The sequence below is a fragment of the Paraburkholderia sediminicola genome, assembly GCF_046026855.1.
GTDB lineage: Bacteria > Pseudomonadota > Gammaproteobacteria > Burkholderiales > Burkholderiaceae > Paraburkholderia > Paraburkholderia sediminicola_A.
Map to the genome: position 1 here is coordinate 46948 of NZ_JAQQET010000039.1, position 23320 is coordinate 70267.

The following is a 23320-nucleotide window of genomic DNA, read 5'->3' on the forward strand; positions in this document are numbered from 1 at the left end:
GCACGGGGCTCGCCTCGCTAGCCCTGCCGCTGCGATAGATCGGGTGTGAACCGGCAACCCAGCCGGTACCGCGAACCCGGGTGCACGAAACGCGCGAACGTGACCGCAATGCCACTCGTCCAGGTGCGGCGCATGAGTGTCAGGCAGGGTTCATCGACACGAATTTCCAGTAACTCGGCTTCGGCGCGTGTCGGCAGACCCGCGTCGACGATATGCTCGACGTCGTGCGCCGGGACGGTCTCGAACAGATACTCCGATGGCCTCGTCGTGGAGAAATCCTGCTTCAGGAAGTCAGGTGCCGTTACTGGATTGACGTAGCGGTCTTCGAGCTGCACCGGCAAACCGTTCTCGCGATGCACGCAGATCACATGAAACACGGAAGCGCCCGGTGCAAGCCCTAAAGCGTTCGACACCGTCACAGGCGCGGTTTCGCGTTGCGAAAGGACCGTGTCGTAGCTGTATTCGTGACCCCGCGAGCGGATCTCGTCGCCGATATGGGCGATCATCAGCAGTGTCGATTGCGGTTTGGTTTGCGCGACGAAAGTGCCCACACCGGACACGCGGGTGACGAGGCCTTCATCGGCGAGTTCGCGCAACGCGCGGTTCACCGTCATGCGCGACACGCCGAGCGTCGCGACCAGGTCCAGTTCGGACGGTAGCCGCTCACCCGCTTGCCGCGCGCCCGATTCGATAATCTGGCGGATGTGGTTTTTGACCTGTTCGTAGCGGGCGGCCGGTGCGTCGTTAGCCCTGCGCGTGGCTTTTATCGCCGCGGCGGATGGGTGGCCGTGAGTTTTGCTGCGAACGGTAGAAGACATCGGCGGCCCTTGCGCTACTGTCCGCACGAAACGGACGAACCACGCGAACCACGCGAACCACGCGAACCACGTGAACCAGGAGAACACCGGTGCAGGTTCATACCGGCTCCGCATCGTCAGGACCGCGCGCCCAGAAGGCATTGCGGTCGAAGTAGTTTTGCAGGAACTGCCGCAAACGTGGCTGTCCGGCGTCGTGAAAAACTTCGCGCGGCTTGCCTTGCACGGCGATGCGCCCCTGGTCGATGAACATCACCTTGTCGGCCACCTGTGCCGCAAAGCCCATTTCGTGCGTGACCACGGCCATTGTCATGCCGTCGCGCGCAAGCTGCTTCATGACCTGAAGCACTTCGCCGACCAGTTCGGGATCGAGCGCCGAGGTCGGCTCGTCGAACAGCATGATGTGCGGCTCCATCGCCAGCGCGCGTGCAATTGCAACGCGCTGCTGTTGACCGCCCGAGAGTTTCGACGGGTAGGCATCGCCTTTGTGTGCGAGGCCGACTGTTTCCAGCATCGCATTGGCGCGGCGGCGTGCTTCTTCACGCGACAGATGGCGCACACGCAGCAATGATTCCATCACATTGCCGAGTGCCGTCATGTGCGGCCACAGATTGAATTGCTGAAACACCATGCCGACGTTGCGCCGCACGCGATTGATCTCGCTTTGCGACGCGCGTACGCGTTTTCCATTGCGCTCGCTATAGCCGAGCAGTTCGCCTTCAATGCGCACGTCGCCCTGATCGTAGGTTTCGAGCGCGGCGAGGCAGCGCAGCAGCGTGCTCTTGCCCGAGCCCGACGGGCCGATGATGCAGACCACTTCGGAACGGGCGATCTCGAGATCGACGCCACGCAGTACTTCGACTTCGCCGAAGCGTTTCTTCAGGTCGCGCACTTCGATCAGCGGCGCGCCGGGCAGCGTAGCGAAGGTAGCAGTGGACGCGGAGGATGGCATGTCGGCGATGGCGTTCATAAGGTGGTCCGGATTTCCGTTCATGCCATGAAGCGCGCGATGCGGGTTTCGGCCCACATGCCCACGCGCGAGGTCAGTTCGACCAGCGCGAGATAGCACACGCACAGCACCAGCAGCGTTTCGACGAAAGCGAAGGTGGCCGAACCGATGCCGGTCAGCACGAAGGTGAGCTCGGGCACGGTGACGATCGACAACACCGCGGTTTCCTTGCTCAGCACGATAATCAGATTGGTCAGCGCGGGCACGATCAGCACCAGCATTTGCGGTACCTGAATGCGCAACACGGCTTGCCAGCGGGTGAGTCCGAGACATGACGCCGCTTCGAGATGACCCGGCGGCACCGATTGAAAGCCTGAGCGGAAGGCTTCGGCGAAATACGCGCTGCCATAGAGGCCTAAGCCGAGCACGCCGGCCGTCATCGGTTCGAGCGTGAGGCCGAAGGATGGGCCGCCGTAGTACAGCAAAAACAGTTGCACCAGAAATGGCGTGCCGCGAAATAGCTCGATATAGAAGCGCAAAACGCCGCGCACCCAGCGTCCGCAAAAGAGCTGGAGCACGGCGATCAGAAAGCCGATCAGGATGCCGATTGCCACGCCCGCGGTCCAGGTGCCGAGCGTGGTCGCGAGACCGGCGGCGATCGGCTGCAGGTTGTGCGTGATGACGGTGGGGTCGAGCTTTTGCATGGCTTTATTTCAATGTCAAGCTCAGGGCCGGTCAGGCGTGCTGCAAACGGTATTCGGCGGCGTGCGCGACGAGCGCCAGGCTTCCGCAGATCACGAAGTAAATCAGCCCGGCGGCGAGGTAGGCTTCAAGCGGCCGATAGGTGCTGGCAGCAATGTTCTGCGCGGTGCGCGTCAGCTCGGCCACGCCCACCACCGAAATCAGCGACGAAGCCTTGATCAGCAGCACCATTTCATTGACGAGCGAGGGCAGCGTCAAGCGAAACGCCTGCGGCACCAGAATGCGCCGCAGCATATCGAACGGTGAAAGCCCGAGCATGCGCGCGGCTTCGATATGACCCGGCGGAATACTGAGGAAACCGCCGCGCAGAATCTCGGCGATATAGGCCGCGGAACACAGCGAAACGGTGCTCACCGCCGCGACGACGGGCGAGACATTGATTCCGGCGAACGGCAGCAGGTAGTACACCAGCAGCAGTTGCACCAGCATCGGCACGCCGCGAAAGAAGAACACATAGGCGCCGCCAAACATGCGCGCGGCGCGCTTCGGGGAGAGGCGGGTAGCACACACGCCGATCGCGACGAAGAAACCGATCACGAGGCCCGTCAGTGAAATGCCGATAGTGGCGAGCGCCGCATGCAGCAGCAGCGGCAAACCCTGAAGGAAGACGGTTGTGCTGAACATAAGCGTCGCACTCGCTAGAACGGGGAGGGCGATGCGGCTCGCCGGAGCGCCCGCATCGCAAACATCAGAAAAGCGTGCTGCAAAACATCAGGCCATCGCTGCGCCAGTGCATCAATAGTTCGGCGCGGGCATCGTGGTCGGCGCATCCATTGCGACACCGAACCACTTTTTCTGCAAGGCCGCGAGACGCCCATCGCTGTGCATTTTCACGAGCGCGGCGTTGAAGGCGTCGGCGAGCGGCTTGCTGTCCGCGTCTTTACGCAGACAGTAGGCAAAGTACACTTTCGCGCCAAACGGCGGCTGTACTACGGCGAAGGCTTCGGGGCGTTGTTTGGCGACGTACGCGATGTTGGTCATGGAGTTCGCGACCGCCGCGATACGGCCGGCGGCGAGATCGGCATAAGCCTGATTGTTGTCGACGTATTCGCGGATTTCAGGCGGCTTCGGCAAGGTGGCAACGTAGGCCTTCAACTGGTCGAGCTGGGCCGAGCCTTTGCCCGCGCCGACAGTCTTGCCGGCGATATCCGACGATTGCTTGACGGAGGCGTCGTTGGCTCGCTTGAGCAGCGCGTCGGTGGCATCCGCGATCGGCAGGGTGTAGGTGTAGCGTTCCATGCGCGCTTTGGTGACCGTCAGCGGGCCGCCCACCATATCGAACTTGCCGGCTTCGAGACCTGGCAGCACACTCGGCCACGGCAAGTCGATGAAGCGCACCTTCACGCCCAATTCCTTGCCGACCTCGGCGAACAGATCCTTGTTAAAACCCGCTTGCTGGCCGTTTTCAAGAAAGTCGAAGGGCGCGAACTGCATTTCGGTACCGACTACCAGTTCGCCTGCTTTCTTCACTTTGGCGAGCTGGTCTTCCGCGTGGGCGGTGACGCTTGCCGCGCACAGCGCCAGCATGACCAAACGACACTTCCAGCCTGCAAGGATGTTCATGGGATTCTCCGGTTGGCAAAGCGGTGTCGCGCGAAAGCGGTTCGTCAGGGAGGCCCTGCGCGAGTCATGCGAGGCAGTATATACCGCAGTTTTCGTGCGAAATAAATAAACCCGCGAGTAGAGAAAAGCCCTTATGTGAAGCCCCATGAAGCAACTTGCGAGTACGCTTTTGGCGGTATATACAACTGGGATGCACGAGGCGCGAGCGCGCTTGTCGCAAGTCATCCGCAAGCCTCTTTCGTCAGTTGAATTGGCCGGCTTTTCAGGGAGCAATGCAATGCCCGTGACCCGCATTCCGATCATCGATCTTGCCGGCGTGCGCGCCGGCGACCCGCAGGCTTTGACGCGCGTGGCGCAAGAAATCCGCGAAGCGTGCACGACGATCGGCTTCTTTTACATCGTCAATCACGGTGTGCCGCAAGCGGCAATCGATGCTGCCGAACTGGCGGCGCGCACGTTCTTTGCGTTTCCGGTGGAGACGAAGCGGCGCGCGGCGGTCAATCAACGGCATCGAGGTTTCAACGCGCTCGGCGACGCCACTATGTATCAGGCCAAGCGCCCCGACTACAAGGAGTTCTTCAGCATCGGTCTCGAGTTGCTGGAAGACGATCCCGACGTGCTGGCCGGGCAGGCGCTGCGTGGGCCGAACAACTGGCCGGATTTCATGCCTGAACTGCGGCCGGCGCTTTACGGTTATTACGAGGCAATCGCCGCATGCGGCGCCGATCTGCTGCGGGCGGTCGCGCTGAGCCTCGGCGTCGACGAGCATTTCTTCGCGCCGCGCTATTCGAAGCGGATGCAGCGCACGCAGATGGTCTACTATCCGCCGCAACCGCCCCAGCCGGACGCGGATCAATTCGGTGTCGCGCCACATACCGACTACGGCTGCATTACCTTGCTGTGGCAGGATCAGGTGGGCGGCTTGCAGGTGCGTGAAATCGCCAACGATACATGGGTCGATGCGCCACCGATCGAAGGCAGCTTCGTCGTGAACGTCGGCGATCTGCTGGCGCGCTGGACCAATGACCGCTTCCGCTCCACCTTGCATCGCGTGATCAATGCGTCGGGGCGCGAGCGCTATTCGATCGCGACGTTCTATGATCCCACTTACGGTGCGATGGTCGATCCGCGTGAACTCGGTACGGGCGAAGCCGACCTCAAGTACCAACCGGTCGCCGCGGGCGACTACATCCTCGGGCGGATCAACGATTCGATGGGTTATCGGAAGAAAGCAGCAGTTGAAGGAACGCAAGGAACCACTGCATGACAGATAACAGTTCGGCAAACGGCATGGCGAGCAACGTAAGCGGCAATGCAGGCAGCAGCGCAACCCACAGCGCGGCGCGGCTTTCCGCAACACTTGACGCGTTGCGTGCCGCGCTCGGTGCCGACGCGGTGCGCGTCGGCGAGCAGATCGGCGAACGCGCGATGACCGACTGGACACGCCATGATCCGACGCGTCCTGCTGCGCTGCTTTTGCCGCGCAGCACGGAAGACGTCTCGCGCGCGCTGGCCATTTGCCACGCGGCGCATCAACCGGTGGTGCCGCAGGGCGGCATGACCGGCCTCGCCGGCGGCGCGATTGCGCGCGCCACCGATATCGCGCTGTCGCTCGAGCGGCTCACCGGCGTCGAAGAAATCGACACCGCCTCGGCCACGCTAACCGTATGCGCCGGCACCACCTTGCAAACCGCACAGGAAGCCGCCGCCGAAGCAGGCTTCGAGCTTACCCTCGATCTTGGCGCACGCGGCTCGTGTCAGATCGGCGGCAATCTGGCGACCAACGCGGGCGGCAATCGCGTGATCCAGTCGGGTACCGCGCGCGACCAGGTGCTCGGGCTCGAAGTCGTGCTCGCCAATGGCGACGTGCTGACTTCGCTCGGCAAGATGGTCAAGAACAACACCGGCTACGACCTGAAACACTGGTTCATCGGTTCGGAAGGCACGCTCGGCGTGATCACGCGCGCGGTGCTGCGGCTCCATCCTAAACGCGCGGCGCGCCACACGGCGCTCGTTGCGCTCGACGGTTATGGTGCCGCCGTGAACCTGCTGCGCCGCCTGTCGACGCGTTTTGGCAACGACATCGGCGCGTTCGAGATCATGTGGCCGGACTTCTACGATTTCGGCGTGAAACTGACGGGCACCCGCTCGCCATTCGCCGACTCGCATCCGCTCTATGCACTGATCGAACACGCGAGTTTCGATGCAAGCGACGACGGCGAACGCTTCTCCGCCGCACTGACCGAAGCGCTCGATTCAGAAGCGATTCGCGACGCGGTGATCGCGCAATCGGTGGCCGACGTGCGCGCTTTATGGGCGATTCGCGAATGCACCGCCGAGTTTCCCGTCCGGCTGGATGCGATCAACTTCGACGTGAGTTTGCCGATCAGCGAGATCGGTGCTTTCGTCGACCGCTGCCGCGCGGCGCTCGATCAGCGCTGGCCGGGCAACGTGTCGTATTTCTTTGGGCATATCGGCGACTCGAATCTGCATGTCACCGTCGACGGTCATTCGATCCCCGGCGTGGATCACCGTTCGGTGTATGCGTTCGTCTATGAGATGCTGGGACCGTTGCACGGGTCGGTGTCGGCGGAACACGGGATCGGCCTGCTCAAGCGCGAGTTCCTGCCGATCTCGCGCTCGCCTGCTGAATTGGCGGCCATGGCCGCCATCAAGCATGCGCTGGACCCGCACGGCATTCTGAATCCGGGCAAGCTTTTTTGAGCAGGGCGTATCGTGCGAATTACTGCGGTGCGTCTACGGCGTGCGTCAGCAGTTCGCTGGCGTAACGGCGGTACAGCCATGACAGCGAGGCCGCCGCGAACACGATGAACACGGCATTGAACAGCGCCTGAACGATCGCGATGACGGCCACGGCCTGGGTCTGGTGCGCGGCCAGCATTTTGGGGCCGGCGAAGAAAAGGAAAATGGCGCTCAGCACGAAGAGCGGCAGATACGTGACGAAGCCCACGCCGATCATGCTCCACACGTGCCCGCGGCTGTCTTTCCATGCGGCGCGCAGCGCGAGCCTGCTGCCGAGCGCAATGGACGGATAAAGCAGGATCAGTCGCATGGTGACGAACAGGTAGATCACCAGCATGGGCAGGTAGATCAGGACACCGAGCCGAAAAGCGCGTATGGCGACGTAAGCCAGGCCGGCAAACACCAGCATCGACAGCACGACAGTCAGCGAGACCAGCGCGTAGCGGCCGAGCGGCTTGCCACTGAGCGGCACGAGCGGCTGCACGCCTTCGCCGAGCAGCACGAAGCGATGGACCTTGATCGTCAACGTGCCACCTACCACCAGTTGCAGCGCGGCCCACACGAGTGGCAGCAGCCCCTGGCCGAGATGCGTCATCGCGTCGACACCCTCAGCGGCCGTGGTGGCAGGGTGTGGGCGGGCCAGCAGCGACGTGCAGGCCAGTACCGCGCAAACGCCCAGGAACAGCCAGGGCATTTGCGTCACGGCTTGCCACGAACTGATCCATCCTTTCTTGACGCAGGCCCCGAAGGTCAACTGTTCCATAGTTTTTAGTGAAATCGCTTTGAGGTGTGAGGCCCCTCAGCTTGGCGTATATCGAAGGAGGGGGCCAATTCTGTTTTTCAAGGCAATGTGGACGGGATGAGACGTGTTTGCCGGACACGCCCTGGCCGCCGCATCAATGCGCTGCGACGGAGTCCAATCCGGTCGATGTGACCTCGGGTTGCGCGGCGGGAGAGGCGAGGTAGTCAAGCAGCGCCTTGGCTTCTTTCGGATGTTCCGCGTTCACAGGGATGCCCGCGGCAAATCGTGTGACGGATTGCACCGACTCCGGGATCTTTCCAACGAAGGTCACGCCCGGCACCGGCAGCAACTCGCTGATCTGCTGGAATCCCACCTCGTAATCGCCATTGGCGACCACCGACGCGACCGGGATCTTCGGAACCATCTTCGCTTTGGTTCTCACCTCATCTTCGATGCCGAGCTTGCTGAAGAGCTCGCGCTCGATATAGACACCGCTCGCGCTGTCCGAGTAGGCGATCGATCGGGCATGCAGCAAGGTTTCCTTCAGCGCATCGACTGAGCTGATATCCGGTTTCGGCGCACCGCTGCGCACGACCATGCCGATGCGGGAATCGGCAAGCTCGACACGCGATCCGGGAATCACCTTGCCCTGCTTGATCAGATCGTCGAGCGCGTAGCCGACCATGATGACCACGTCCGCGTGCTCGCCGCGTTCGAGGCGGTTCGGAATGGCTTCCGGCGATTTGCCCATCGAGGGCCCGAGGATGGTGTCGAGCGTATTGCCGGTCGACGTCGCGAACCTGGGACCGAGCAGTTTGTAAGCGGCGGTGAAGCCGCCCGAACTCATCACGTGAAGTTCTGCCGCCTGGACGTTTGCGGTTGCAACGGTGCTGGCCAGCAGCCCAGCGCTCAATATGGTCAGAAAGAAGGTTTTCATCCGAATTAGCGTGGCAGTCTGATGGGATAAGGGCGTGATGGGCTCACGAGGCCTGGCGCGGCGACCGTGAGCGCAGCAACCCGCCCCTATATACCATACCTCGACCGGCGCTGGAACAGCGGGCGGCGCGCAACCCCGTGCACGCGCCCGCCGGTTTTCCGATCCGGTGGCGAGGCTGCCCTCAACCTTTGTCAATGCGCAATCAATGCGCATTCAGATACCGCGCAATCACCGGATAGACATCCACTGCCGCGTCTTTGCCGAAGATACAGTCAACGTGGCCGTAGCCGGGAATCAGATGCCGCTCGTAAGGCTGCTCGGGGAAGTGCTCGACCAGCATGTCGTACGTGAGCTCGGTACTCTTCGGCAGATAGGTTTCGTTTTTTTCGCCGTGAATGAAACCGATCGGCAGGCGCATGCCCTCCAGACCTTTCATGCCATCCGTGCCCGTCAGGTACACGTCATCGCCGTGGGCATCGACGACCTTGCCTGCACGTACCATGGCGGCCAGATGCTTGAACACCTCGATGTCGTGTACGCCGAACAATTCCTGCAGATTCGAATGAAGCGTCTCGTTCAATTGCTCATGTTCGTAGAGCAGGCCGTAAAGGAAGGTCGCCCGGTGACAGATCGGGCTGCCGCAACCCTGTTTGTGATTGAGCGGGTAGAGCCGCAGCGCTTCATCGAGCAGGTTCTGGGGCCACGACCTGTGCTCCGTAAATGCGGTCAGGTCGAGTACACCGAGATGCCCCATGATGTCCGGCACGTGCAACCCGCACTTGATCTTTTCCAGCGTGCCGGGCACCGGGTGCGCCGAGACCTGCGAGATGACTGCCGAGCGCACGCCCTTGAGGCCGTATAGCAGCGACATGCTCAACGCCATTCCACCCATGCAATGACCCAGCGCCTGAATGTCCGGTACGCCGGTCAACTCCCGCACTTTGGCGACCGCGCCCGGAATGTCCTCGCGAGCAACCTTGTCGACATTGGTCGGCACCAGCACACTGGGCATTTCGATGCTGACGCGCAGATCGACAAGCCATACGTCGTAGCCGGCCGCACAGAGAAATTCCACCAGGTTGGTTGCGATCAGATCGGTGGAATAGATCCGGCTCGATACGCCCGAGCCGTGAATCAGCAGCACGGGACGCAGCGGTTTGTCGGGCGAACCGGCGTAGCGCGTGAGTCGGAGTGTGGTCCCGTCGGCCGTGTCGAAGAAGACGACTTGTGGCACGGGCGTGCGCAGCGCACGCTTCAGCCGCGGCGGCGCCTTCGGATCATAAAACTGCAAAGGCGCGGCCACGCCGCCATATTCGGTGAACAGCACGCCCGCGAAAAACTTGCCGAACTTGAGGGTCCATTCAAGGCGTGCTGTCAGATCAGGCGTGTTGGTGACCTCAAGCGTGCGTTGCTGTTTGAGGAAATTCTCCGGCGTGATGATCAGCGTCGCTTTGCCGATTATCAACGCATCCGCTTGCGCCGACTCGCGGATTTCGGCGTAGAGCGTGTTGGTCTGCTCCCACAGATTGATCGGCGACGTACGCGTGATGATCTTCTGTCCGCTCAGATAGTACGTTCTGCCTTCGGTGGAATTGAGCGTCATGTGGTAATTCATGTTGCGCTCGTCCACGTCCGATTCATTGACCACGAACAGATTGAAGGTGCCGTCGGTGATCGTCATGGGTTGCGCGGAGAGCGCGGGGCAAGTCAGCGTGCCGGTGGTATGGGCCAGATGTTGCGGATTGCTGAGCATATCGGCCAGATCGTCCGATTCGACGGTCAGCGTGAATTCAATCGGACTGGTGGCGTCGCCCACGACGGCCGGCGCATAGGTGCCGATCATCGTTTCGGTGAAGTGGAGGCCGATCTTTTGCGGTGAGGGCGTGGCGGCCGTGCCCTTGGATACGTAGTCGATCTTCCAGCCTCGCGCGTTTGCGAGCAGCGCGCAATTGCGTTCCGCAAGCGCTGAAATCGTCAGCAACGGATTGACGCCGAGCGACATCGGCATGACCGCGCCATCCATCACATACAGGCCGTCGTGCACCGTATTACCCGTCGTTCCACTGAAAACGCGCCCCTGCTGGTCCACGACGCCGCGCTCCGCATCTTCGCCCATCCCGCAGCCGCCGAGCGGATGCACGGTGACGGTGCGGTTCTTGAACAAGTTGGTTGAAATCGGGTTACGCACGTATTTGCCGCCCAGCGGTGCCTGCGACTTCTCGAGCGTTTGTTCGACGATGCTGTAGATCGGCTGCTTGCCGGCGTTCGGCCAGTCGATGCGCGCTCTGCCTTTGTCGTTTACGCTGATCTGGCCGCTTTCGTCGTCATGCGCCATGACCAGATAGGCTTGCGTGTGGTTGAGGGCGCCGTGATAGGGGCCGCGCAGGAAGCTTTCGATCACACGCGCGTCGTAGCCGAGCGGCTCCCCGGCCGGGTGCGGCGCGGGAATGTCGACGCCTTCGAGCGGCGCGGCGCCACCGAGCAGGGCCACCATCGCCGCGCCGATCGGCCCGGCGAGCGAACCTTCTTCAATCACGAAGCCGTCTTTCACGTCCGGGGTGTTGCGGTGGTCGATGATGCCGGTAATGGTTGGCCCGACCGGCGGAATGTCGCCCTTCCGGTGCGCACCCCAGCCGACGCCGTTGATTACCTCTTCGGTGTTGTACGCGAAGGCCAGGACATCGCCGTTCCCGGTGAAGTGTTTGCCGAGCATGCTCGAAACGGTCAGCCCCGCCTGACGCGAGCGCAACAGCAGGGCGGTCGAACCGATCGTGCCGGCCGACACGATGACGATATCGGCGCTCACGAACAGATCAGGCGCGTCATAACTCTCGCGGCCCAGCTTCACCTCCTGAAAGCGCACGATCCATTTTTGCGTGGCTGCGTCGCGCAACACTGAATGCACTGCAGTGCCCGTGAAAATATGTGCACCGTGCGCGACCGCATCGGGCAGATAGTTCATGTGCGTCGAATTTTTCGCGTCGTAGTTGCAACCCGAGTTGCAATCGCCGCAGCCGACGCAGGCCTTCTGCTCGACGCCCGCCGCGTTGATGCAGTCCTTGAAGGTGACAGTGACCGGCGGCGGATAAAAGCGATCTTCCATGCCGAGCGCCTGCGCGGATTTTTTGAGCGCCTGCAGTTTCGGCAATTGCAGGAAATCGCCCGACACCGGCGATGGTTGCAGCATGGCGCGGGCAAGTTCATAGCCCTTGTCGCGTCCCGCCTTGTCGGCGCGCAGCGCCGCGGGCCAACGGTCGTCGTTCCATAACCGCGGTTCGGCTTCGAGCGCGACGTTCGCGTTGATCAGCGACGTGCCGCCCAGCCCGCACCCCACCACCGCATTCACGTCTTCATTCACGTGTACTTCGAGCAGCGCAAGCGGCGAGCCGATTTGCGCGAGGGCGGTGTTGCATTGCATCTGCGCGGCGCCTTCGAGCGGCGTGCGTGGATAGTCGCCGGCCATGAATTCACGCCCGCGTTCCAGCACGCACACGCTTTGGCCGGCGCGAGCCATACGACTCGCGGCAATCGCACCGCCGTAACCCGAACCCACGACCACCACCTCGTAATGCGATTGCATCGCCGTCAGGGCGCTTGATAAGCGGTTCATTAAGACCACCTCGTCAGGAATGGGATGCCGGGTGGGGGAACCCGGACTTCGGAAGGAAGACGGTGTGCGGCTAAGGCTTTTTTATCGTAGGCGGTGCGCGATGACAAAAAAAGGCGCATCGTACGTGGCGCGCGGGGCATGCGTGTAGGGTGCCCGACTTCCTGAAGGGAAAGGAGCCGCCGCCGGCCCACGCCACTGTGTGCATGCGCTATTACGCGGCTACTTCATTCATTTCGCTGTCGCTCGATTCGGCGGCGAGCAGGTTCAACGCGAGCAGAATCGCCGCGCGATTGTCGATGTCGATCTCGATGCCGAGCACGTCGGTCAGCCAGCGGCCGATCTTGGTATTGGAAAATTCGTCGGCGCCGGCCGTCTTTTTCATGGTGACGCCAAGTTTGACGGCGCGATAGTGATACGAGGGCACACGATGCTGAGCAGCGACTGCCGACAGGCCGCCTTTCCCTTCCGAGCACCAGCCGAGGCTGCCGGCCAGCACGATGCGCTCCGGCTCGTCGAGGCTGTCGATAAAGGTGCGCGCCGCGAGCCGCACGCGTTGTTCGTCGAGGCCGTACTGCAGCAACACGCTTTCGACGGGGTCTTCCAGCGCTTGCGCGTGCAGATCGATTTCCTGCGCCATGCCTTCGTTTTCCATCGACACGTTGCGTTGATGGCAGGCGCTGCGCAGGCAGTCGATCAGGTAACGGCGAAAATACGCGCACAGTGCGTAGCCGTTGGACGGCGCGCTGTCGGCGCAGGCATTGGTTTCCGTGTGGCCGGGCGCGAGGCGCAGTACTTTCGAGTAGATGAACTGCGCGACCAGTTCTTCCTTGTCGTCGCCGAGCGCCTGCAATTCAAGTGGGTGATAGGTGCGCAGCGCCCGTTTGACCAGATCGACCATCGACACCATTTCGTCGGCGGACAACTGGGTACGCCGACGCCACAGGTCGGGCAGGATCGCATCGTCGAGATTGCGGACGAACGCGTGGCTCGGAACTGCGCCCATGAAAACCTCCATAAGGGGTAAGACCAGGAGCGCGGGAGCCTCGACTGCAGGCAAAGAAGGGGGGGGTGGAGCTTTAGGCCGCGCTGGAATGTGAAGCCAGTATGGTTGCCGGCGGCGGCTTCGCCTATATGGATTAAGTGGTAGCTGATGGGTAAACTGTCGGGTAAACCATCCGCGCGTCCGTCCGTTTGCCGTTTGAAAACCGTGCGCTGCACCAAAAAGCTGCCGACCAAGGAGACCGCATGATGCGGGCTGACCCAATTCAGCGTGCGATCGACGAAGACCTGGTGCGCGTGCTGTACGCGCAAGATCCGATCGCCTTCTTTTCGCACTGGTTTTCGATAGCGGTGCTGGTGGCGATCTACTGGCCGAACATCCCGTCGCCGCGGCTGTTCATCGCGTGTTTCGGCTTTTATGCGGTGGCCAATTGCGGCAGCCTCGCGCTGTGGATCTGCAATCGCCATTACCCGCACCTCGTGACGCCGCGCGGCTGGATCAACTTGCACGCGGTGCGTGGCGTGCTGCTCTACAGCGCGCCGGGCATCGCGGTGTGGTTCGCGTTCCAGAGCCCGCAAACCGATTTGCCGCTGCTGCACACTGTGATGCTCGTTACGCTGGCGGCCGGCGTGTTCATGTCGAACGGCTTCGATCTGCTGAATTTTTCGACCGCGATTCCGTTTCTGCTGTTTCCGTCCATCGTGCTGCATTTCGGCTCGCATACGTTCGACCGTACGATTCTCGCAATCGTCCTGGCGTTTTTCTTCTGCGCGATCAACGTCTATGCGCTGAGCTATCGCAAGCTGTTCCAGCAGGTCGTGCAGGCGCGTGTCGATCAGCAATACCTCGCGGAGTCGCTGGCGGCGCAAAAGCGGGTCGCCGAAGAGGCCAGTCTTGCCAAAACACGTTTTTTTGCGGCCGCGAGCCACGATTTGCGCCAGCCGCTGCATGCGATCGGACTGCTGGCGGCTTCGCTCAACGACGCGGCGGCGACGCTCGCGCAGCATGCGAAGACTGCCGAGCACATTGTTTATAACGTCGAGGCGTTGAACCAGTTGTTCAACCAGGTGCTCGATCTCGCCAGACTCGAAAGCGGCGTGACTCAGGTGATCCGTTTGCATTTCCGGCTTTCTGAACTGTTCGAGCGGGTCGGCAGCCAGTACCGGCCGCAAGCCGCGGCCAAGGGGCTGGCATTGCGGATCGCGCCGGCCTCGGTGGTCGTGCATGACGATCCGGTGCTGCTCGAACGCGTGTTGAGCAATCTGCTCTCGAACGCGGTGCGCTATACCGAGGAAGGCGCGATCTGGGTCGGCTATCGCCGGGCCGGGCGTCTTTCGGGCGGCTATATCGAGGTGCGCGATTCCGGTATCGGCATTCCGGCCGAAGAACATGAACGCATCTTCGAAGAGTTCTACCAGGTTGCCAATCCGCAGCGCGACGCGCGCCAGGGCCACGGTTTGGGCTTGCCCACGGTGAAGCGCCTCGTCGAAATGCTCGGCGGCGAGTTGCAGTTGCGCTCCGCGCCGGGCCGTGGCTCGGTGTTCCGTTTTCCAGTGCAGGCGGGCGACGCCGGCGGGATTGTCGCGAGCCTGAACGAGGCGGTGGTGGGCGGTCCGTCGGCGCAGGGGCGGCGCGTGCTGTGCATCGACGACGACCCGTCGATTCTCGAAGGTCTCGCCAGTCTGCTGGGCCGCTGGGGTTGCACCGTGCGTGGCGCACGCGACGAGGTCGATGCGCTCGTGGCGCTGGAAGACGGTTTCGTGCCGGACGCCGTGTTATGCGACTACCAGTTGGCGAATCACCGAACTGGCGCGCAGGCGTTGACGGCCGTGCGCAATGTGCTCTCAAGGGCGGGGCACGAGGGCGTGGTGACGTTGCTGATTACGGGCGACATGGCGTCGGCGGAACTGGCCGCGCTGGCCCTGCAGGGGATTCCGGTGCTGCATAAGCCGGTCACGCCGGCGCGCTTGCGGCGTACGCTGGAAATGCTGTGGCAGCAGGCGGAGTTGGACAAGGTGCGGAAGGCGGCTGCGCCGGAACTGCGCGCCAGCGAAGGCGTACGTGAACCGGGCGGCTGGGCGGCGAAGGGCGTGACGGGGGACGTAGTAATGCGGCCGCCGGGTGAAGCGAGGGTTTAGTCGCAGAACCGGTCCTGGCGCGAGCCGCACACTCTCACTGCCGGCTACAGGGTTTTCCCCGCCTCCAGCCAGCCGTTGATTACGGCGATCGCCGTGGACCGGTTATGCACGCCGAGCGCCCGGAAGATCACCGACAAATGCACCTTGACCGTACCTTCCGCGACGCCCAGCTCACGCGCGATCATTTTGTTGGTCCAGCCGCGATGTACCAGCCGCATGATGTCCTGCTGTCTTGGCGACAGGTTCTCCAGCAAATGTTGCTGATGCGGCTGCAGTGCCTGGATTTGCGTGATCGGTTCGGTGAGCGCGGTGCTGCCCTGAGTCGATGCATGGGCGGCTCCCTGAGCGGCAAGCTCGGTGGCCGCTTCTGTCCGCGCAGGTGCGGCCTGGGTTTCCCGTGAACCCAGCAGGCTGAGCGCTTCCATCGGCACATAGGCGCCGCCTGAGAGGACCAGTTCGATCGCCTTGAGCATGACGCTGGCGGGTTGCCGCTTGGGCACGAAGCCGAGCGCGCCGGCGGCCAGCACCGCGCGCATTTCGTCGGGCGATTCTTCGGCGGAGAGCACGACGACCGGCAACGCGGGGTTCGCCTTCAACAGCACCTCAAGCGACGACGCGCCGCTCATGCCCGGCATATGCAGGTCGACGATGGCGAGGTCGTGGTCGGCATCGGGCCGCGCGGCGGCGGCAAGCGTTTCCCAGGTGTCGGCTTCGTCGAATTGGGCGTCGGGGTCGAGGCCCCGTAACATCCCTTTGACGCCTTGCCGGATCAGTTCATGGTCGTCGGCCACAAGAAACTTCATGATGTCTCCGCGAGTCGGGCCTGCGCGTAGTGGACTACCGCCGCTGCGCTTCTGGCGTTACTTCCCGTTTTACGTCTTTTCTCGAATCGCGTCATTGCCGGCTCCCCGCGATCATATGCTGATCGGTGGCGCGGCGCGCCTTCTGGTTTGCCGCGCCGCATAAGTGACTGTCTATTTGTATGATCGCCGGCTGGTTCGCCGCACCAGCATGATGTGTAAGGCAGGTCTCCCGCGCATAGGTTCCGGCTTGCTACGTAGACGAACCGCACGCCCCAATTTTGAAGCCGTTCACCCAGGAAGCCGAAGGTTATGCCCGTCGAGTGAAATCACGCTGAAATCACCCAGAAGCAGCATTCATCTGACGGCGAACAACGTCGCATTCATCAGGAGCTTGAACGCGAAACCGAGCGACACCGCCGAGCCTACGCCGAAACACCAGAGCGCGACGAACCACAACCAGCCTGGCAGTTTGCGCGCCGCAGTTTGAGACGCGCTGCGGTCGGCCTTGGCGTCCGCGTCCTTAGTGATAGTGATGTTGGTCGCCATGACGCACCTTGCCACGAAATACCCAATAACCCATCGTCGTATACGCGATGATGACCGGCAGAATCACCGCTGCGCCGACCAGCGTGAACATCTGGCTCGAGCGCGGCGCAGCGGCTTCCCAGAGCGTCATGCTCGACGGAATCGCATATGGCCACAGGCTCACCAGCAGCCCGGCATAACCGAGCAGCACCAGCAGGAGCGCCAGCACGAACGGGGTGTTGTGATGCCGCGCCCGCACCGCGCGATGCATGAAGAACGCACAGGTCGCCACGAGGAACGGCACCGGCAGCAGACGGTAGAACAGGTTGTCGTGGAACCAGCGTTGCGCGATATTCGGATCTTGCAACGGCGTCCACAGGCTGACCATTGCGATGAACCCGAGCAGCACGAGCGTCAGCGGCCACACCACGCGATGCAGGCGGCGTTGCAGATCGCCTTCGGTCTTCGCGACCAGCCAGCAGCAGCCGAGCAGCGCGTAGGTGATAACCAGACCGAGGCCCGTCAGCAGACTGAACGGTGTGAGCCAGCCGAAGGCATCGCCGGCATAGCCGCCGTCGATTACCGGAATGCCTTGCAGGAACGCACCCAGCACGATGCCCTGAAAGAACGTCGCGCCCGCCGAGCCGCCGATGAACGCCAGATCCCACAGATGTTTCGTGCGTTTCGCCTTGGCGCGAATCTCGAACGACACGCCGCGGAAAATCAGGCACACGAGCATGAAGATCAGCGGCAGATACAGTGCGGACAACACGGTCGAGTAGACCACCGGAAACACCGCGAACAGCGCGGCGCCGCCGAGCACCAGCCAGGTTTCGTTGCCGTCCCACACTGGCGCGACGGTGTTCATCATCAGATCGCGTTCTTTCTCATCGGGGAAGAACGGGAAGACGATGCCGATGCCCAGATCAAAACCGTCCAGCACTACGTACATGAATAGGCCCAGCGCAATGATCGCGGCCCACGCTACGGTTACGTCCATTTTATTTCTCGCAAGCAGGGAGTGAAGCAGGTGAGCTCAGGCGGCGTCGATCATCTGATCGGCGGCGGACAGTGGGCGGCGCGCGGTCTGATTTGGCGTGTATTCAGGCACCCCGTGCGGCGTTTGTCCCGGTAGCGCCGGACCCGCGCGCATCAGCTTGAGCATGTAGTAGATGCCGGTGCCGAACACGAGGAAGTAGACAACCACGAAGGCCATCAGCGAGATGCCGACCTGTTGCGTGGTCAGCGGCGATACCGCCTGCGAGGTGCGCATCACGCCATACACCACCCACGGCTGACGGCCTGCTTCAGTGGTAACCCAACCCGCCAGCAGTGTGATGAAGCCGGTCGGACCCATTGCCACGGCGACGCGCTGGAACCACTTCGATTCGAACAGCCGATCGCGGCGGCGGAGCACCCATGCGGCCAGAGACATCAGGATCATCAGCACGCCGAGCCCGGCCATGATGCGGAAGCTCCAGAACACCACCGTCGAGTTCGGCCGGTCTTGCGGCGGGAATTCCTTCAGGCCGCGAATTTCGCCGTCCCAGCTATGCGTGAGGATCAGGCTGCCGAGGTGCGGAATCGACACGGCATAACGCGTGGTCTCCGCCTGCATATCGGGAATGCCGAACAGATTCAGTGGCGTGCCGCCTTTCTCGGTTTCCCACAAACCTTCGATCGCCGCGATCTTGGCCGGCTGATACTTGCGCGTATTCAGCCCATGTTGATCGCCGACGAATGCCTGGATCGGCGTGAGGATCAGCAGCAGCCAGAGCGCCATCGAAAACATCTTCTTGACGGCGGGATCGCGCCGTCCGCGCAGCAGATGCCATGCGCCCACCGCCGACACCACCAGTCCCGCGACGATGAATGCCGCCAGCGCCATATGCGCGAGCCGGTACGGGAATGACGGATTGAAAATGATCTTGAACCAGTCGAGCGGCACGACATGGCCGTCGACGACTTCAAAGCCTTGCGGCGTTTGCATCCAGCTATTGGACGCGAGAATCCAGAAGGTCGAGATCAGCGTGCCGATCGCCACCATCAGCGTCGCGCCGAAGTGGGCGCGTGGGCTCACGCGCTGCCAGCCGAACAGCATGATGCCGAGGAAGCCCGCTTCGAGGAAGAACGCGGTCATGACTTCGTACATCAGCAACGGTCCGGTAATCGGGCCGGCGAAACTGGAGAAGCCCGACCAGTTGGTGCCGAACTGATAGCTCATCACGACGCCGGAAACGACGCCCATACCGAAGGCGACTGCGAAGATCTTCGACCAGAACAGGCAAAGATCTTTGTAGTACGTCTTGCCGGTTTTCAGCCAGCGCCATTCGAGTACGGCGATGAAGCTGGCGAGGCCGATGCTGAGCGCCGGAAAAACAATGTGAAACGAGACGGTGAACGCAAATTGAATGCGGGCGAGATCGAATGCCGAAATTGCGGAGTTCATGAGCGTGAAGTGCTGTAGGTGCGTCATGCCCGGAGGCGGACTACGCGCGTCGACCGGTGTCGGCGCGCACTGCGCTGGGCAGATGGCGCAAGAGTAGGGGATGAGTGATTTTTTTGCTGCGATGCGACGTGCGTCAAAAAACCACGTTGTTTTGCGCGGTTTTTCGCTTTTGAGATGACAAAGCCTTGATAGGTATCAAGTTTTGCTTATTGCGTGTCTGCGTGTGTTTCTCGTGATCACCGTGGAACTGCGGCAATAGACCGCGCTGCAGCAACGGTGCTCGGCACCCCGGCGGCCGATGCGTCGGCCTGGTGTTTCACCGCAATCTACTTGACTTAGATATTTCCTGAGCATAAAGTTTTATTCGTACACAGGAATTAATGGCCGTGGTGCACCGTCGGCCAATCAGGAGACAAGCCTTGCTCAATCTCACGCCCGGTTCGCTCGCGGGACTTCGCATCATCGATCTGTCACGCGTGCTGGGTGGTCCGTTTTGCACGCAAATCCTCGCCGACCACGGTGCGGAAGTCGTCAAGGTCGAGCCGCCTGACGGCGACGAAACCCGTACCTGGGGGCCGCCGTTCGACGGCGACACAGCGTCGTATTTCGTCGGCGTGAATCGCAACAAGCTCGGCATCGCGCTCGATCTGGCGCAGGAAAGCGAGCGGGACAAGCTGCTGCAACTGCTTGAGACAGCCGACGTGCTGGTCGAAAACTTCAAGATCGGCACACTGGAGCGATGGGGACTCGGCTATGACGCGTTGCAGGCGCGTTTTCCTCGCCTCGTGCATTGCCGCGTCTCCGGCTTCGGCGCGGATGGTCCACTCGGCGCTTTGCCCGGCTACGACGCGGCGGTGCAGGCGCTGACCGGCTTGATGAGTGTGAACGGCGAAGCGGGCGGCGCGCCGTTGCGCATCGGCGTGCCGATCGTCGATCTGGTCACCGGGCTGAATGCGGCGCTCGGCATTCTGATGGCGCTGCGCGAACGCGAGACGAGCGGGCGTGGTCAGTTCGTCGAATCGACATTGTTCGACAGCGCGCTGTCGATCCTGCATCCGCATACGCCGAACTGGTTCTACTCGGGCAAGGAGCCGCAACGCAGCGGTAACGCGCATCCGAACATCACGCCGTACGACATGTTCCATACCGGCAGCGTCGACATTTTTCTGGCGGTGGGCAACAACTCGCAATTCGCGGGACTGTGTGCCGTGATTGATGCACAGCCGCTCGTCGACGATCCGCGCTTTGCCAGCAACAAGGAGCGCAGCGCGCATCGACGCGAATTGCGCGCTGAACTCGAGAAGCGCTTTGCGTCATGGGAAGGCGAACTGCTTGCCGATACGCTGATCCGGCGCGGCGTGCCATGCGCGCCGGTGCTTGGGCTGGGGGCGGCGTTGGAGCATCCGCATACGGCGCATCGTGGCATGCGGGTGGAGATGGGCACGTACAAGGGCATTGCATCGCCGATCAAGCTGAGCCGCACGCCGGCCAGTTACCGCAGCACGCCCCCGGCGCTTAATGAGCATGCGGAGCAGGTATTCGGCAAGCCGCCGGTGGACAGCTGAAGTTTTCGCTTCGCCTCGATAAACCCCGTCGATACAACAAAGAGCGGCCGCGTGCCGCCAAGGAGACAGCATGTGCATTAGCCGCGCAGGACGACGCTCGCCGTCGGGTTTCACGTCCCGTTTCATATCGATCGTTGAATGGCCGTCCAGCATGCAAGGAGCCACACCATGCTCGCGCTGATCGGCACGGTCGCCATCGTCGCGCTGTTCGGGCTGATCATCACGAAGCGCCTTTCGCCGCTGGTCGCGCTGATCATCGTGCCGATCGTGGCGGCGCTCATCGCCGGTTTTGGGCTTTCGACGGGCAAGTACATCGTGCACGGCGTGCAGAACATCGGGCCGGTAGCCGGCATGTTCGTGTTCGCCATTCTGTTCTTCGGCATCCTGACGGACGCGGGCATGCTTGATCCGATCATCAACGGCGTCTTGCGTGTGGTCGGCTGCCATCCGACGCGCATTGTGATGGGTTCGGCTTTGCTCGCATTACTGATTCACCTGGATGGCTCCGGCGCGGTGACGTTCCTCGTTACCTTGCCAGCGATGCTGCCGCTCTACACGCGACTCGGTATCGACAAGCGGATTCTCGCGTGCGTGGCGTCGATGGCGGCAGGTGTCAATTTTCTGCCCTGGGTGGGGCCGATGCTGCGGGCCTCGGCGGCCTTGCATATTCCGGGCACAGTGATTTTCTATCCGATGATTCCGGTGCAGATTGTCGGTCTGATTTTCGTGTTCGGCACCGCGTATATGCTCGGCAAACGTGAAGAAAAGCGCCTCGGCCTCGACCGCGCGAGTGCAGCAACGGTTGCGGCGGCGACGCGTGAACTTACGCCCGAAGAGCAGGCGCTGCGCCGCCCCGGCCGCTTCTGGATCAACCTCGCGTTGACGCTGATCGTGCTGGTCACGTTGGTGTCGGGCATCGTCGATCCGATGGTGATGTTCATGCTCGGCACGGTTGCCGCGTTGATCATCAATTATCCCGACGTCAAGCAGCAGCGCGAGCGTATCGACGCGCACGCCAAAGCCGCGCTGATGATGGCGAGCGTCCTGCTCGCAGCGGGCGCATTCACCGGCATCATGTCCGGCACCGGCATGCTCACGGCAATGGCGCAAGTGGTGGTGCAGCACGTGCCGGTCGACCATGCACGTCATATGCCGTTCGTGCTCGGGCTCGTCTCGATGCCTTTGAGTCTGCTGTTCGATCCCGATTCGTTTTACTTTGGCATCCTGCCGGTTCTGGCCGAGAGCGGGAAGATTCTCGGTGTGCCGCCAGTGCAGATGGCGCAGGCCGCCTTGCTCGGTCAGATGACGACTGGTTTTCCGGTCAGCCCGTTGACGCCCGCGACGTTTCTGATTGTCGGCCTGACCGGCGTCGAACTTGCCGAGCACCAGAAATTCACGATTCCCTTTCTGTTCGCCGCCACCATCATCATGGTGTTGACCGCGGTGCTGGTCGGCGTGTTTCCGCTTTGAGTGCGTTCCGGGAGTGTTTGACGAGGCGCACGTACTAAACAGTAACAACCCAGGACGTTGATATGAATTTCGATCTCACCGAAGACCAGCAATCGATCCAGGCCGCGATCGAAAAGCTCTGCGAAAAGTACGACGACGAGTACTGGCTTGCCCGCGACCGTGACGGCGGTTTTCCGCACGACTTCCATCGTACGCTGGCCGATGCCGGCTGGCTTGGTATCGCGATGTCGCCGGAATACGGCGGCTCGGGTCTCGGCATGACCGAAGCAGCGCTCATGATGCGCACGATTAGCGGCTCGGGCGCCGGCCTGTCGGGGGCCTCGGCCGTGCATATGAATATCTTCGGGCTGAACCCGGTGCAAGTGTTCGGTAGCGAGGAGCAGAAGCGCCGCTTTTTGCCGCCCTTGATCGAGGGCCGCGACAAAGCCTGCTTCGCGGTAACCGAACCGGACGCCGGCCTCGATACCACGCATCTGAAAACCCAGGCCGTGCGCGACGGCGATCACTACGTGCTGACCGGGCGCAAGATCTGGATCTCCACGGCCCAGGTCGCGAGCAAGATGCTGATCATCGCGCGTACCACACCACTTGAGCAGGCCGCCAAGCCGACCGACGGTCTCACACTGTTCTATGCCGACCTCAACCGTGAGCACGTGGAAGTACGCGAGATCGAGAAGATGGGCCGCAAGGCGGTCGATTCGAACATGCTGTTCATCGACAATCTGCGTGTGCCGGTCGGGGACCGCATCGGCGACGAAGGCGCGGGTTTTCGCTATCTGCTGCATGGCCTGAACCCCGAGCGGATCCTGATTGCCGCCGAAGCCATCGGTCTCGGTCAGGTAGCCTTGAAGCGCGCAACGCAGTACGCGAAGGAGCGCGTGGTGTTCGGCCGACCGATCGGCCAGAACCAGGCGATTCAGCATCCGCTTGCCCAGGCCTGGATGCAGCTCGAAGCGGCCAACCTGATGGTGTTCAAAGCCGCCGCGCTCTACGATGCGGGCCAGCCCTGCGGCGCGGAAGCCAACGCGGCGAAGTACCTCGCCGCGGAAGCTGCGTTCCAGTCGTGCCAGACAGCGATCGCCACGCTCGGCGGGATGGGCTATGCGAAGGAATATCACGTCGAACGTTATCTGCGGGAGTGTATGATTCCGAGGCTTGCGCCCGTGAGCCCGCAGATGATCATGTGTTTCATCGCGGAGAAAGTGCTGGGCCTGCCGAAGTCGTACTGA

General features: G+C 62.2%; 19 protein-coding genes. 6 read left to right on the plus strand and 13 right to left on the minus strand.

From position 1 onward, the window contains the following. Nucleotides 1–17: 17 nt before the first annotated feature. The 5 genes from hutC to PQR40_RS32570 form a co-directional block, all read right to left on the minus strand. Complete coding sequence (gene hutC, locus PQR40_RS32550) at nt 18–818, minus strand: histidine utilization transcriptional repressor HutC (protein WP_408510681.1); 801 nt, start codon at nt 816–818, stop codon at nt 18–20. A 97-nt stretch (nt 819–915) separates the two neighbouring features. Then, entirely contained in the window at nt 916–1785 is an 870-nt protein-coding gene (locus PQR40_RS32555) for an amino acid ABC transporter ATP-binding protein (RefSeq protein WP_408230038.1), read from the minus strand. 20 nt (nt 1786–1805) lie between these two features. Beyond that, nucleotides 1806–2468: an amino acid ABC transporter permease gene (locus tag PQR40_RS32560; RefSeq protein ID WP_408230041.1), complete on the minus strand. Its 663-nt coding sequence runs from the start codon at nt 2466–2468 to the stop codon at nt 1806–1808. A gap of 31 nt (nt 2469–2499) precedes the next feature. Continuing rightward, on the minus strand, nt 2500–3150 hold the full coding sequence (locus PQR40_RS32565) for an amino acid ABC transporter permease (protein ID WP_408510664.1): 651 nt from the start codon (nt 3148–3150) through the stop codon (nt 2500–2502). Nucleotides 3151–3261: 111 nt separating this feature from the next. Next, the gene (locus tag PQR40_RS32570) at nt 3262–4089 is read right to left on the minus strand and encodes a transporter substrate-binding domain-containing protein (RefSeq protein WP_408230047.1); all 828 of its coding nucleotides are present in this window, start codon (nt 4087–4089) and stop codon (nt 3262–3264) included. A 277-nt stretch (nt 4090–4366) separates the two neighbouring features. Here PQR40_RS32570 and PQR40_RS32575 point away from each other — a divergent pair, with 277 nt between their 5' ends. After that, nucleotides 4367–5356, plus strand: coding sequence for an isopenicillin N synthase family dioxygenase (locus tag PQR40_RS32575; RefSeq protein WP_408510665.1), 990 nt, complete (start codon nt 4367–4369; stop codon nt 5354–5356). A 23-nt stretch (nt 5357–5379) separates the two neighbouring features. After that, on the plus strand, nt 5380–6813 hold the full coding sequence (locus tag PQR40_RS32580; protein WP_408510682.1) for an FAD-binding oxidoreductase: 1434 nt from the start codon (nt 5380–5382) through the stop codon (nt 6811–6813). 19 nt (nt 6814–6832) lie between these two features. Here PQR40_RS32580 and PQR40_RS32585 read toward each other — a convergent pair whose 3' ends face one another. The 4 genes from PQR40_RS32585 to PQR40_RS32600 all read right to left on the minus strand — a co-directional run bounded on the left by PQR40_RS32585 (nt 6833) and on the right by PQR40_RS32600 (nt 13144). Then, a complete protein-coding gene (locus tag PQR40_RS32585) occupies nt 6833–7546 on the minus strand; it encodes a hypothetical protein (RefSeq protein ID WP_408510666.1) in 714 nt (237 codons plus the stop codon). 202 nt (nt 7547–7748) lie between these two features. Further along, nucleotides 7749–8531 carry a substrate-binding domain-containing protein gene (locus PQR40_RS32590; RefSeq protein ID WP_408510667.1) on the minus strand — a complete coding sequence of 261 codons (783 nt, stop codon included), beginning with the start codon at nt 8529–8531 and terminating at the stop codon, nt 7749–7751. Nucleotides 8532–8733: 202 nt separating this feature from the next. Further along, a complete protein-coding gene (locus tag PQR40_RS32595; protein WP_408510668.1) occupies nt 8734–12141 on the minus strand; it encodes an alpha/beta fold hydrolase in 3408 nt (1135 codons plus the stop codon). 211 nt (nt 12142–12352) lie between these two features. Further along, entirely contained in the window at nt 12353–13144 is a 792-nt protein-coding gene (locus tag PQR40_RS32600; RefSeq protein WP_408510669.1) for a hypothetical protein, read from the minus strand. Nucleotides 13145–13389: 245 nt separating this feature from the next. Between PQR40_RS32600 and PQR40_RS32605 the strand changes: the two genes are divergently transcribed. Then, complete coding sequence (locus PQR40_RS32605; protein ID WP_408388999.1) at nt 13390–15279, plus strand: ATP-binding response regulator; 1890 nt, start codon at nt 13390–13392, stop codon at nt 15277–15279. A 44-nt stretch (nt 15280–15323) separates the two neighbouring features. Here PQR40_RS32605 and PQR40_RS32610 read toward each other — a convergent pair whose 3' ends face one another. The 4 genes from PQR40_RS32610 to PQR40_RS32625 form a co-directional block, all read right to left on the minus strand. Beyond that, complete coding sequence (locus PQR40_RS32610) at nt 15324–16082, minus strand: response regulator (RefSeq protein WP_408230065.1); 759 nt, start codon at nt 16080–16082, stop codon at nt 15324–15326. 354 nt (nt 16083–16436) lie between these two features. Next, entirely contained in the window at nt 16437–16628 is a 192-nt protein-coding gene (locus PQR40_RS32615) for a hypothetical protein (protein ID WP_408510670.1), read from the minus strand. Further along, the gene (gene cydB / locus PQR40_RS32620; protein ID WP_408510671.1) at nt 16603–17607 is read right to left on the minus strand and encodes a cytochrome d ubiquinol oxidase subunit II; all 1005 of its coding nucleotides are present in this window, start codon (nt 17605–17607) and stop codon (nt 16603–16605) included. Before cydB ends, PQR40_RS32615 begins: the two co-directional genes overlap by 26 nt. 36 nt (nt 17608–17643) lie before the next feature. Further along, nucleotides 17644–19056 (minus strand): cytochrome ubiquinol oxidase subunit I, encoded by a 1413-nt coding sequence (locus tag PQR40_RS32625; protein WP_408510672.1) that lies wholly within the window; start codon nt 19054–19056, stop codon nt 17644–17646. 419 nt (nt 19057–19475) lie between these two features. Here PQR40_RS32625 and PQR40_RS32630 point away from each other — a divergent pair, with 419 nt between their 5' ends. The 3 genes from PQR40_RS32630 to PQR40_RS32640 all read left to right on the plus strand — a co-directional run bounded on the left by PQR40_RS32630 (nt 19476) and on the right by PQR40_RS32640 (nt 23320). After that, nucleotides 19476–20621: a CaiB/BaiF CoA transferase family protein gene (locus tag PQR40_RS32630; RefSeq protein ID WP_408510673.1), complete on the plus strand. Its 1146-nt coding sequence runs from the start codon at nt 19476–19478 to the stop codon at nt 20619–20621. 168 nt (nt 20622–20789) lie between these two features. Continuing rightward, complete coding sequence (locus tag PQR40_RS32635; RefSeq protein ID WP_408230078.1) at nt 20790–22091, plus strand: CitMHS family transporter; 1302 nt, start codon at nt 20790–20792, stop codon at nt 22089–22091. Nucleotides 22092–22153: 62 nt separating this feature from the next. After that, on the plus strand, nt 22154–23320 hold the full coding sequence (locus PQR40_RS32640) for an acyl-CoA dehydrogenase family protein (protein ID WP_408388959.1): 1167 nt from the start codon (nt 22154–22156) through the stop codon (nt 23318–23320).